7 protein-coding genes are annotated in these 13566 nt (G+C 37.9%); 6 read left to right on the top strand and 1 reads right to left on the bottom strand.

Annotation, left to right across the window (positions count from 1 at the left end; genetic code table 11):
- Nucleotides 1-2 precede the first annotated feature (2 nt).
- From HMPREF0072_RS06205 to HMPREF0072_RS06230, 6 genes are read left to right on the top strand one after another with little or no spacing between them, the layout of a single operon-like run.
- Nucleotides 3-980 carry a hypothetical protein gene (locus HMPREF0072_RS06205; RefSeq protein WP_004828395.1) on the top strand — a complete coding sequence of 326 codons (978 nt, stop codon included), beginning with the start codon at nucleotides 3-5 and terminating at the stop codon, nucleotides 978-980.
- A 56-nt stretch (nucleotides 981-1036) separates the two neighbouring features.
- The gene (locus HMPREF0072_RS06210; protein ID WP_004828397.1) at nucleotides 1037-1765 is read left to right on the top strand and encodes a YaaA family protein; all 729 of its coding nucleotides are present in this window, start codon (nucleotides 1037-1039) and stop codon (nucleotides 1763-1765) included.
- Nucleotides 1762-2883: an exonuclease SbcCD subunit D gene (locus HMPREF0072_RS06215; RefSeq protein WP_004828399.1), complete on the top strand. Its 1122-nt coding sequence runs from the start codon at nucleotides 1762-1764 to the stop codon at nucleotides 2881-2883. Before HMPREF0072_RS06210 ends, HMPREF0072_RS06215 begins: the two co-directional genes overlap by 4 nt.
- Nucleotides 2873-5911, top strand: coding sequence for an AAA family ATPase (locus tag HMPREF0072_RS06220; RefSeq protein ID WP_004828401.1), 3039 nt, complete (start codon nucleotides 2873-2875; stop codon nucleotides 5909-5911). Before HMPREF0072_RS06215 ends, HMPREF0072_RS06220 begins: the two co-directional genes overlap by 11 nt.
- Nucleotides 5904-9251: a PD-(D/E)XK nuclease family protein gene (locus HMPREF0072_RS06225; RefSeq protein WP_004828403.1), complete on the top strand. Its 3348-nt coding sequence runs from the start codon at nucleotides 5904-5906 to the stop codon at nucleotides 9249-9251. Before HMPREF0072_RS06220 ends, HMPREF0072_RS06225 begins: the two co-directional genes overlap by 8 nt.
- Nucleotides 9244-12609: a UvrD-helicase domain-containing protein gene (locus HMPREF0072_RS06230; protein ID WP_004828404.1), complete on the top strand. Its 3366-nt coding sequence runs from the start codon at nucleotides 9244-9246 to the stop codon at nucleotides 12607-12609. Before HMPREF0072_RS06225 ends, HMPREF0072_RS06230 begins: the two co-directional genes overlap by 8 nt.
- A gap of 178 nt (nucleotides 12610-12787) precedes the next feature.
- Here the strand turns inward: HMPREF0072_RS06230 and ymfI are convergent, their stop codons facing one another.
- Entirely contained in the window at nucleotides 12788-13516 is a 729-nt protein-coding gene (ymfI, locus tag HMPREF0072_RS06235; protein WP_004828406.1) for an elongation factor P 5-aminopentanone reductase, read from the bottom strand.
- Nucleotides 13517-13566: the final 50 nt, after the last annotated feature.

Raw genomic sequence — 13566 nt, forward strand, 5'->3', positions numbered from 1 at the left:
TTATGACTACAGTTTGGAGATTACACGCAAATACAGATTCAGATGATGAGAAAAAAATTTCTGGTTATATGCTTAATGAGCACATTATGGCTATAGGTTGGAGTTTAAAGGACTCTCACCTTAGGGGAACTATAAAAGAAGAAGACATGGCTAGGGTCTGCAAAGAAAGAAACGATATAAAAACTATTGATGATTATGATAAATTTTGTTATGAATATAAAATTTATAAAAATGGTGTAAATGCAAACATCACAAGATTTACCAGGGAGATAGAAGAAGGCGACTTAATTTGGATGAGGCATGAGGGAATTTATTACCTAGGAAGGTTTAGTTCTGAATCTATTGTTGGTTATTATCCTTCAGAAGAAACTCTAAAAAAGGATGCTTGTATTCAGATAAGAAATATTGATTGGATACCTATCGGTGATGAGAGTGTTGTGCCGGGAGCTGTGACAACTGCCCTTATTTCAAGGCTTACTTTTTGTAGGATAAACGAAGAAGGGGTTAAGGAATTTTCTAAATATATATATGATAAAATAGCTGGTACAAATTATTACATGAATACTGAATTAACTTTTAATCAGGAGAATTTTTATAAGTCAATTTCCACAAGTGATTGCGAAGACCTCCTTTGTATGTACTTAAATAAAGAATATGGTTATGTTGTTATTCCTTCAACAAACAAAAAATCAACCGAACTTTATGAGTGTGTTTTTCTTGACCCTAAGACTGGGAAAAATATTTTTATCCAGGTTAAGAATGGAAATATAAATGCAGAAGAATATTTACATTTAACAGGCGATGTTTATCTACTATCCACATTCGGCAGTATTGATAATTACGATGAAAAGTATGAAAATATAAAAAAAGTTGATCCTAAAGAATTATTTAATTATCTAAGTAATGAAGACTTTCAAAACTATTTACCTCAAAGTATCAAATATTGGATTGAGCTTTTTGGGGGCTATAAAAAGAACTGACCAGACCAGGTCAGTTCTTTTTATGATATAATATTATATATAAAGAAAGGATTTTTATGAAGATTATTATTTCACCGGCTAAGGGTTTTAAACATTTTGATAATATAAAGACTGAAGAGCTTTTGTTTCCTGAAAAGACTAGGATTTTGCTTGATAAAGTTAGGAAACTTTCCATGAATGAAATGGGAAATCTTAATAGGACTAATGATAAACTCACTGAAAAGGCTTACTACGATTTTCAGGATTTTGACTTTAACGACCTCACAAATCCAGCACTTTTTTCCTTTGATGGTTTGGTTTTTAAGCAATTTTCCATGGAAGATTTCGATGATATAGACTATCTAAATGACCATGTCTACATTCTTGATGCATTTTATGGTCTATTAAAGCCAATGACAGGGATTAGAGATTATAGGCTATATTTTGACAACACCATGTATGACCTCTACGAATTTTGGGGCGATGATTTGTATAAAAAACTTTTTGAGGACGGAGATTTGGTTTTAAACCTTGCGAGCAAGGAATATACCAAGACCTTAATGCCATTTTTGAAGGAAACTGATAAGTTTTTGACTGTGGATTTTAAGGAAAATCGTGATGGGAAATTGAAATCTGTTGTTTCCTACACAAAACAGGCGAGGGGTGCCATGCTTAGGGAAATAATTTCAGGAAAAATCGAGGATGTTGAGGAAATTAAAGGGCTTGATGTCAATGGTTATGTCTATGACCCATACAATTCGACAAAAGATACCCTAACCTTTGTGAGAAAGGGAGATGAAAAATGAAACTCCTCCACTTATCGGACCTTCATATAGGCAAATCTTTGGGTAATTTTTCCTTTCTTGAAGATCAAAAATATGTTTTAGATCAGATTTTAGACATCATCGAGGAGAGAAAAATCGACGCTGTAATGATTGCTGGCGATATTTTTGACACAGCTGTTGCATCGGCTGATGCCCTTGATTTATATAATTATTTCATAGAAAAAATTATTTTTGACATAAAAATTCCAGTTCTAGCTATTTCCGGAAACCACGATTCTGCCAAGCGTTTGGATGTGAATAAGAGGTTTTATAAGACCAATAAATATTATCTGGCAGGAGAATACACAAAAGAAGTCGTGACCTTAGAAGACGAAAACGGGCCAATCCACTTTTTCCTCTTGCCCTTTATGTCTCTTGCCAAGGCTAGGGTGATTTTTGGAGAAGATCTCGCTGATTTTACCGATTTATACCGAGAGGCTCTTAAGGATTATAAATATGAGGACAGGAATATTTTAATCACCCACTGCTATGCGACAGAATTTAACCAGAGCTTAGAAAAAGATTACAATGAGGGCCAAAAACCACTGACAATCGGGGGTTCAGACTGTATGGATGCAGGACTTTTTATGGGCTTTGACTATGTCGCCTTGGGCCACCTTCATTCTGCCCACTACGTTTTAGATCCAAAAATCAGGTATTCGGGCACCTTTATGCCTTACTCTTTCGATAAAAAAGATAATAATAAATCGGTGACTATTGTTGATTTGGGGTCTGAAAGTATCGAGATTGAGAAAATTCCTATCAAACTTTTGAGAGATTTTGAAGTGAGGACAGGATTTTTTGACGATTTGATAGGAGAGCCGGCAAGTGATTCTTATATCAAATTTATCCTCGAAGATGGGGCAACAATTGAAAATGCCATGGCGAAATTTAAGAAAAAATTTCCAAACGCAGTCCTTATAAATTACGCATCAAGGTCTGTTTTTGCCATGAATGATGAAGACATAAATATAGATATAGAAAATAAGTCGACCTTGGAACTTTTTGAGGACTTTGTTGCCTACAAGGATAAACGCCAGATGACAGCTGATGAAAAAACCGTCCTAGAAGACGTGATAGGGGTAATCAATGAAGGTTAGGAAGGTAAAATTAAGGGGATTTTTGACCTACAAAGACGAGGTCACAATCGACTTTACCAGACTTTTCGACAAAAAAATATTTTTGATATCGGGCCCAACTGGATCAGGCAAGACTACGATTTTTGACGCCATTTCCTTTGCCCTTTACGGGGAAGTGCCAAGAGAAATTGCCATGGAAGATTTAAGGAGCGACTACCTTTCAGAAGATGACGATTTCACCTATGTAGACTTGGAATTTTCTCTTGCTGACAGGGTTTATAAAATTGTAAGAATCCCAAGTCAGAGGGCAGTAGAGCTTAAAAATCCAAAAAATATTGGCCATAGGGTTGAGCTTTACGATATTACAGGAGAAAAAACCCTCATAGCTGATAAGATAAAAGAAGTTGACGAAAGGATCAAAGATTTGGTAGGTCTTGATAAGAACCAATTTTCTAAGGTTATGCTCCTCGCCCAGGGTCAATTTCAAAAATTTTTGATTTCAAAATCGGATGAAAAAGCAGCACTTTTGTCAGATATTTTCAAGACTGATGCCCTAAGAGCCATCCAGGATGAGCTTAAAAAGAGGGCCAATGAAAACAAAAAAATGCTTGCTCAGGTTGATAAGGACCTAGCTAATGTCCTAAGTGATAATGAGCTTTTGCAAGGGAAAATCAGCGAAGACCTCATTTTAAGACGTGATTTTGAAAATATTTTTCAAATAATTGCCCAAACTGAGGCTGACCAGGAAGGTTTTTTGAAAGAAATTCTAAAATCCTTGGATAAGCTTAAGAAAAATGAAAAAAATCTTATAAGTGACTTGGAAAAGGCCAAGACTCTCAATGAAAACATTGTAAAATACAAGAAGTCAGAGGAAACCTACCAGGCCTTGCTGGTAGATTTTGATAAAAATACCGACCTTAAAAGAGATTTGGACTTGCTTTTCTATGCGCTTTCCATAAAAATTTATGAGGATAGGCTTGAAAAAACCAAGGCCGATCTTGGGGATTTTGAGGAAAATAAGCTCGGGATAGAAAAAAATTTAGCGAAAAAAAATCAAGCCTTAGTTGAAGTTGAAAAAGAAGTCGAAAAGCTCCCATCCCTTAAGAACAAACTTGATCAGGCAAAAATTTCTCATTCAAAAAAAGTCAAAGAAATTGCTGATTTGGAAGAATTTCTTAGAGTGAAAAAATCTTACGAAGCCATCAAGGACTTGGATAAGGATTTGGAAAGGCTTCAAACCGAGATAAAAAATGATGAAAGAAATCTAGATGAGCTTAGAAATCTTTATGATATAATAAGCAAGGATTTAGCAAGGGCCAAGGAAGAGGACTTTGCCAACAAGGAGAAGATTTCTGAAATCAAAACTAGGCTTGAAAATTTGGCCAAAGACTACCAAAAAATCAAGGAAAATAAGACCTATGAGGAAAAGCTAGCAAGTCTTGCTAAAGACCTCGAAAAGACCGAAAATCTAAAAAATAAGGCAGATGAAGACCGAGAAAATTTGGAGATAAATAAGCTCATTGACAGGTTAAATGCCGAGGGACTTTGCCCGGTTTGTGGCAAGGCCCACCAGGGTGAGAGGGAAAAGCTTGCAGTTTCCGACCTCGATTTGGAAAAAATTAGTCAAGAATTGGCTGATATAAGGATTGATTTAGAAAAAACCAAGGCCATTTACGAGCGAAACCTCAAAGACCTTGGCACAGCCTATAAGCTAGGTGAAATTGAAAAAATAATTGCCGACAATAAGGACCTATTAAAATCTTATCAGGACTTGGGAGGAAAAACCAAGGAAAAGATTAAGACTTTGACAGAAAAGGCGAATGAAATCGGCAAAAAGGGCGTGGACCTTAAAAAAGCGAGAGAAAAAAAGGAGAAAGCTTGCGAGGAAATATCAGCTAAGCTTAAAAATTTGGCAGACCTTAAGATCAAATATTTGTCAGGGGAAAAGACCATGGCAGGTCTTGATATGGCAAAGCTTCTTGGTGAAAAAAAGAGCTTAGAAGAAGAGATTTCATCCACCACTACCTTTATCAAGGATAAGGAAAAAGCCCACCAAGACTTGGTTTTAGCGATATCAAAGCAAAAGGCGAGCCTAGCTGCCCTTATTGAAAATATTGCAAAGGCTAATGAGGACTTAAAAACTTACCAAAAGGATTTTGAAGATAAACTTAAAGAGAAATTTGAAAATTTAGAAGCCTACATGGCGTACTTATCAAGGGAAGGCGAATTAAAGGCCCAAAAAGACTTGGTAGAAACTTATTTCACCGACCTTGCGAGGGAGAAAACTACCAAGGAAAATTTCTCGTTCTTCAAGGACAAGGCTCCAGAAGACCTTTTTAAGTTTGAAGATGACCTAAAGGAAGTTACCAGGGAAATAAAAGTCCTTGATGATGATAAAATCAAGCTTTCAACCATACTCAATTCGATCAAAAAAGACGAGGGAAAAATTAAAAAAATCCATGCCTCCTATTTGAGCCTATCAAAAACTGCTCAAATTGTTTCAAACCTATCAGATCTCGCCAACGGACAAACAGGTGGGGTCAAAGGTCTTGAAAGACTCGATTTTGAGACCTTCATCCTTTCAGTTTATTTTGATAGGGTCCTAAATTTTGCCAACCTTAGGTTTAATCAGATGACAGATGGGCAATTTTCGATGGTGAGAAAGACAGAAGCAGTAGACGCAAGATCCAAGATGGGTCTTGATATTGATATACTCGATTCCAACACCGGCAAGAAAAGGCCTGCTTCAACCCTATCTGGTGGGGAAAATTTCCTCGCAAGCCTGTCTTTAGCTCTGGGTCTTTCTGATGAAATCGGCGCAGAAAACGGGGGGATTAGGATTGATACCCTCTTTATTGACGAAGGTTTCGGGACTCTTTCCAAAGAGTTTTTGGCAAACGCCATTGAAACTATCGAAAAACTTTCCAAGGAAAATAGGTTTGTCGGTTTGATTTCCCATGTGGATGAGCTTAAAGATGCGATAGAAGCGAAAATTTTAATAACTTATGACCCAAGCCAGGGTTCAAGTTTGGAGATTGTAGATGATTAGATTAATAATATCAGAGGTGGCGGAAAATGCTAGCTCCTACCTTTACAAAAAAATCGAAGAGAGGCTTGATAAGGGGAAAAAATCCATCCTAATTGTACCTGAACAGTACACCTTGGAGACTGATATAAACTTCCTAGAGGCTGTAAAATACAAGGCAGTAATGGATGCCAAGGTCCTATCCTTTTCATCCTTTGCGAGCTTTTTTATGGACAACTTTACCGAGGGTAAACTCGAATTTTTGAACAAGGAAGGCAAGGTTTTACTCCTAACCAATATCCTCCAAGACCTCAAAGACGATTTGAAATTATTTGAAAACTCCTACCAAAACATTGACTTTATTAATTCGATTGTTGGCTTGATTTCAAATTTTAAAGATAATAACTTTGATGAAGGATTTTTTGCAAGTATTTTTAATAGCGACATATCCGAGATTTCAAAAATAAAATTTGAGGAAATAAAATTAATCCTCGACACCTACCAAAAGGAGCTAGAGGGAAAATATTTTGACAAGGAAGACATCCTAAGTTTTGTGGCAGCAAATCTGGATAAAACTGATCTTCTTGATGGCTACGAGATTTTTATCGACAAGTTTGACTTCTTTGAGGAAAGAAAGCTTGACCTAATTTCTGCCCTATACAATAAGGGACTCAACCTAAATATTTCCCTAAATATCGACCCTAAATTTATCTCAAATCCCCTAGTTAGACCAGAAATTTTCGACGGCTCGGCTAGGACTTTTGACTTATTTAGGCAAGATTTTGAAAGTGAAGTCATAAATCTACCATCAAATCCTAAGACAGTTGACCTCGACCACCTAAGGATAAATTTTGAAACTTATAGGCCAGCGCCTTTTGAAAAAAATCCAGAGAATATCAAAATATATGAGTCGATTTCAACAAAGTCTGAAGTCACTAACATGGCTCTTTTGATAAATAAAATTATAAAGACTAATCCAGATATCCGTTATAAGGACATGGCAGTTTATCTTACAGATCCTGACCAGTACGAAAATGAGCTGATAAAAACTTTCTCAAGATATGAAATTCCAATCTTTCTCGACAAGAGGAGGAAGATGGCAGATAACCATATCATCAAAACTTTTTTGGCTCTTTTAAGGCTAAAGGTGAATAATTTTAGGCAAGAAGATCTGTTTTATATCCTAAATTCAAAGCTAATCGGGATTTCTGATAAAGATGCCAACGCCCTAATAAATTTCTTGACCTATAGGAAAATCAAGGGGTCTATGTTTGAAAATGACAAGTACTTTGCCATGGACGAAGATTTTTACGAAAAAAATTTGGTAAATGACCCCAAAAAAGATGAAAAAATCGCAAAAAAGCGTGAAGAATACGACCATGTGAACTTAGTCAGGGCAAAAATTTTGCACCTAACCAAGGGTCTTGATAAGAAAAATATGACAGTTAAGGACCTTGCTACAAAGATTTTTAAAATGATTGCCGATTCTGACATCAAAAAAAGCATCAACGCCTTTCAAGCCAAACTTTTGGAGAATGCTGACCTTGATGATTACAAGGAAAATGAGCAGATTTGGGATGAGTTTGTGGCAATTTTAGACCAGCTAGTCTTATTGATGGGCGACAGGAGCCTTCCTCTTAGCAGGGTCGTAACCATAGTTGAAGCAGTCACCAGAGATATACAAATCGGACTTATTCCACCATCTAAGGACCATTTGATTGTCACAGATTTTGCGAGAGATAGGGTTTCAAACAAAAAAATAAATATTTTACTCGGTATGGACGATGCGTATTTTCCAAGCCAAAAGGCCAAGGACTACCTCATCAGTCCAGATGAGATGGAAGAATTAGAAAAGGCAAAGATTGACCTTAAACTCTACGCCAAGGACCGCGACAGGGCAGAGCTTTTAAGCCTATATAAGATTATTTCAAGGAGTGATAAATTGATTTTCTCCTACGCTCTGTCTGACAAGGAAGGCAAGGACTTAAACGAAAGTTTGGTCATCCGAGATATAAGAAAAATTTTCCCTAAGCTTAAGAAAAATATCTTGCTAGACCCAAGGGCAGAAGATGCGATTTTTGCGAGAGAAAGCCTTAAAAAATACACCCTTGCTGTCTTAAATAAGCTTGCCAACAAGGAAAAAATCACCGACAAAGACAAGCAAATTGCCACAGCTTTCATGGAATATCTTAGGGAAAATCAAGAGAAGGACGAGAATAAGCTCACCTACGACAAGGTTAAAAAAGGCCTATTTTATACCAACGACAAGCTAGCTCTGGCAGATGAGCTTAGGAAGGTCCTCTACAAAAAGCACGCCTATTCGGTATCAGAAATTGAAACCTATTCGGCTTGCCCTTACAAACATTTCATAGCCTACGGCCTAAGGCCAGATGTGGAAAAAGAATTTGATGTGGATGCCCTCGATATAGGAAATATTGTCCACAAGTCTTTTGAGGACCTATCAAGACTTATCAAGGACATGGACCTAGATGAGGTAGATTTTTCAGAAATTGACAAGCTTTTAGATGAAAAATTCAATGAAGGGATTGATGAAAACCTCGATTCCACTAGGAAGGATAGCCCAAAGAATAAATATATCCTAAAAAATATCAACCAGGCTGCCAAGAGAAATACCAGGCAGATTGTCGACCAGCTAAAAAGAGGCGATTTCAAACTCGAATACTTCGAGCAAGCCTTTGACAAGGGCGGATTTTTTGACCCGGTATATGTGGATGAGGAAAATTATTTGAGGGGCAGGATAGACAGGATAGATATGGCAGGAAACTTGGTGAGGGTAATTGACTACAAGACTGGCTCAAAGGCCTTCAACCTCGCCGCTATCCTAAATGGCAAGGACTTGCAACTTATTATTTATATGATTGCTGTAAGTGACGATAAGAAAAACCTAGAACCAATAGGTGCCTTTTATATTTCCCTCAAGGATGAAATAGAAAATTTTGGAGATTCGATTGCTGATGAAGAAAAAATCTCAGCGAGTCTTGATAAGAAATTTGCCCTAGATGGCATCCTTCTTGACACTGACGGCAAGGCTCTTACCCTCATGGATAGGCAATCCAATGGCAAGACTTCTTCTATTGTAAGAAACAGAAAATCTTACAAGATAAGCAAGGAAGACTTTGCCAAGCTTAGCGACTTTATAAAAAATATGGTAAAAGATTTGATCAAGGATATAAAGGCTGGCAAAATCAACCTCGCCCCCCTCAGAGAGGATAAAAATTATTCCTCCTGCACCTATTGCGATTACAAGGGGATTTGCAAGTTTGACAAGACCATTGACAGCTTTAGGTTTAGGGATATGGATAAAAATCTCACCATAGAAGACTTGGAGGCAGAAAATGACTGAACTTAGGTTAACCGACGGTCAAAGGACTGCGATTTACGAAAGAGATAAAAATATAATAGTATCTGCCGCAGCAGGTTCGGGCAAGACCATGGTCCTTGTTAATAGGGTGATTTCAATGATGGTTGAGGAAGGAATCGACATAGACAAGATGATAATAGTCACCTTCACTAACAAGAGTGCCCAAGACATGAAGGATAAGATAAGAGAAGCTCTAGAAAAAAGAGCGACCGACTTTGACCCAGCCTTCATAAAAAGGCAGTTTAAACTTCTCAAACTCGCCCAAATCAAGACCCTCCACTCTTTTTGCTCCGATATGCTAAGGGAAAATTTCTATTACTTAGACAAGCTTAGCCCAAACTTCAAGGTTATGCCTGACTCTACAGGCAAAATCTACATGGCTGATGCCATTGACGAGGTTTTTGACAGACAATACGAAAAAATGGACCCAGACTTTGTCTATTTCTTGCAAAATTTTTCGGGCGAAAGGTCTGACTACAATGCCAAGCAAATAATTCTTTTGACCTACCAAAAAATTGTCGGCATGATAGACGGGTTAAAGTGGCTAGAAGAAGCCAAGGATAGGGGAGAAAACCTCGGATACTTCAAAGACTTTATCAGACACAGGTTTGATTTGACCTTACAGAGGATTGAAAATCTTGGAGCGAGACTAAATCCAATCCTACCTGCCACAGCAGTGAATTTGCTTGCAGAGGACTATGAAATGCTCGCTGGCATCAGAGACCAAATTGATGACTGGGACAATTTTTCTAAGGCCCTTGCTAACAAAAAGTACGCAACCTTTGCAAAAAAAATCAAAACCGAAATAGGTGATGATGACCTAGTCAATGAAATAAACTCGGCAAGAGATGCCTACAAGGCCGAGATTAAGGAGCTTGAGGGGCTAATAGTAAATACAGATGCCAAGGCTCTTGACTTTATAAGGACCAAGGAAGACGTGCTTTTTAGGGAGCTTTACAAACTCACCAAGGACTTTAAAGAGACCTTTGATAAGAAAAAATCTGCCAAAGACTACCTTGACTTCAACGACTTGGAACACGAATTTATATCCTTGCTCGATAATCAAACTGCCAGGGAAAAATTAAGGGCCAAGTACAAGTATATTTTCTTTGACGAGTACCAAGACTCAAATGAAATCCAAAACTATATCGTTGATAAATTAAAATCTGACAGAAACCTATTTTTTGTAGGCGACGTCAAGCAATCAATCTACGGTTTTAGGAGGGCAAGGCCAGATTTATTTATAGAAAAACTCGACTCTTACGAAAAAGAAAAAGAATCAATGAGGATAAACCTCAACGAAAACTTCAGGACCGATAGGCTAATTCTAGACTTTAACAACTACATCTTTGACAGGCTCATGACCAAGGAGATGGCAGATATTGACTACAAAAAGGGTGGTCACAGGCTAAATTACGGCAAGGAAGAAAAGGACCTTTTGGATTCTGCAAGAGTTGGGGTCAAGGTCTTGGCTAAGTCTGTCAGAGAAGAAACCTATCTGGCAAGCCTAATCAAAGACTTGCTTGCCGAAGGCTACGAGTACAGGGATATAGCCATTCTCCTAAGAAATGGTACCGAATCCTACAAGTACGAAGAGGCCTTCAAGAAGGCAGACATCCCCTACTTCAATGATATATCCAAGGTTTCCACCCAGGCGAGTGAGGTAGGATTTTTTATAAACCTATTGAAATACCTCACAAACCCCAATGACGACATCATTTTGCTTTCAGTCTTAAGGTCTGTTATCTTCGACATTGACGAGGACGACTTGGCGAGGATTAAACTAGCATTCGCTTCCTATAAATTTTACGAAGCCTTTGATGCCTATAACAAGGAAGATGAGCTTTATGAAAAAATCAAAAAATTCAAAGCCCTAATCGAGGACTTAAAAGACAAACTTGCAATTTTAAACCTCTACGACTTTGCCAATTATCTTTTTGAAAAGTCCGGCCTCTATGACTTTCTCTTGGCGAGGGACTTGGCAGAAGACAGGATAAATAATATTGACTCGGTAATTGACATGATGGCAGACTATGATTCGGTAAACGACAATGGTCTCTATGGTTTTGTAAACTTTTTTGCTAACTTAGAATCCACCAGGTCTGACTCCATCACTCCAACTCGTGACCTATCTGAGGGCGAAGACCTAGTCAGAATAATGACCGTCCACAAGTCCAAGGGCCTTGAATTTAAAATTGTCATCCTCGCTGGCGCAGACAAGGGCTTCAACAAGCAGGTAGACCCGATAATCTTTGATGAAAAAATCGGCATCGGCATCAATGTCGCCGACTATGAAAACAAGATAAAAATTCCAAGTATAAATAGGAAGCTAATCATAGAAAAATCTAGGGAAGATGACAAGAAAGAAGAAATGAGAATCCTCTATGTGGCCCTCACCAGGGCAGAGGAAAGGCTCTACATCACAGGCAATTTTGACAAAAATTCATCGGCCTTTGAAAAAGTATATAAGAATGAATCCTACTTGACCTTAAATTCTCATTTAGAATGGATAATGGCGAGTCTTTCCTTTGACAACATCACAAGTGAGTTTTTTACGGGTGTTAAAAAGCAATCGACTTTTGATAAGAGGATTAGCTTTGACTTTATAGAGGATGTTCCAGACCTTTCTGTAAGCCACAATGAAAGCCTATACGACATCCTAAATGAAAAAGCAAATACGAAAATCCTCAAGCAAATCCAAACCAAGCTAGACTTTACCTACCCTGGCAAGGATGACATAAGAAAGAGCCTCAAAAAATCCGTAACAGAACTTGCCAAGGACTTTAATGCCGAAAGCGATGGCTACGAAACCTTTGATGCAGAGGGATTTAGTCGCAATATCTCCTTCAAAAAACCAAGTTTTATGGAAGAGAAAAAAGCCTACAGCCCAACCGAAAAGGGTAGCCTAATCCACAAAATTTTCCAAAAACTTCCGATGAAAGTCTACACAGCAGGGACTTTGGAAAATGAAATTGACAGGCTAATAGAGAAAAAAATCTTTGACAAAACAATCAAAGAAATTGTAGAAATAGACAAGCTCCTAGGCTTTTATACGAATAGCCTAATAGCAGAATTAATCGGCGAAAATATCCCAAAGAGAAGCGAAGAATCCTTCCTAATGACCTATGACGGTTACTATGTAAATGGCCAGATAGACTTGATATTTGAGGGGCAAGACGAAATAATTTTGATCGACTTTAAGACCGACATGATCAAAAGAGAGGACACCTACCAAACCCAACTTGCTATCTACAAACAAGCCATAGAGGAAGCCCTGGGCAAAAAAGTGACCAAGTCATTAATATATTGGTACAATTTTAAGGACTTCCAGGAAATATAGGCAAGTCACACAGTCAATTTAAAAAATAAAAATGGAGGCTAATTAAAGCCTCCTAGACAATCGACAAAGTTCTACACTCATGTCATTCTGACGAACGAAGTGAGGAAGAATCCCATAAATTAGGGATTAGCAAAATTGCTATCTATATTATAAGAGCATTTGTCTACACTCTGGGAGGCTAATTAAAGCCTCCATTTATGTGGATAATATCGCCAGTAATATAAGAAGCGTCGTCAGAAATTAAATATTCGATGAGACTTGCAATCTCGTCGGGACTGGCAAACCTATTAAGACCGACTTCATTTTTCAAATCACGAAGCTCAGCATCATCAAAATCTTTTCTCATCATATCAGTATCGACTATACCCGGTGCTATGGCATTGACCCTAATATTTGACGGAGCAAGCTCCTTGGCAAGGGCCTTGGTAAAGACATTGATAGCCCCCTTGCTAGCAGAATAGCCTGCCTCCATAGACGCACCAAAATCGCCCCAAATAGATGAAATATTAATAATAACCCCGTATTTTTTTTCGACCATCTTAGCAATAGCTCTTTTTGAATTTAGGAAAACCGAATTCAAATTGGTCTCCATAAGCTCCTTCCATTTTTCAAAAGGCATGTCTTGGATGAGGGAAAAATATGAAATTCCAGCGTTGTTGATGAGGATATCAACAGAGCCAAAATTTTTCTCGATAATATCAAACATAGCACAAACTTCATCCTCCTTGGAGACATCTGCCTTAACGGCAATCACAAGAGGATTTATCTGCCTAAGCTCTGCCAAAAGAGCGAGAGCCCTGTCCTTGGATTTGTTGTAATTTATAACGATTTTATAAGACTTGGCAAGTCTCCTAGCAGTGGCAGCGCCAATCCCCCTAGAAGAGCCAGTGATTAATACTGTTTTCATACTCCTATTATAACACAAGAGAAATCTGGGTGCGAATAAAACCAGCTCAC

This window comes from Anaerococcus lactolyticus ATCC 51172 (genome assembly GCF_000156575.1).
In the GTDB taxonomy this organism is placed as follows: domain Bacteria; phylum Bacillota; class Clostridia; order Tissierellales; family Peptoniphilaceae; genus Anaerococcus; species Anaerococcus lactolyticus.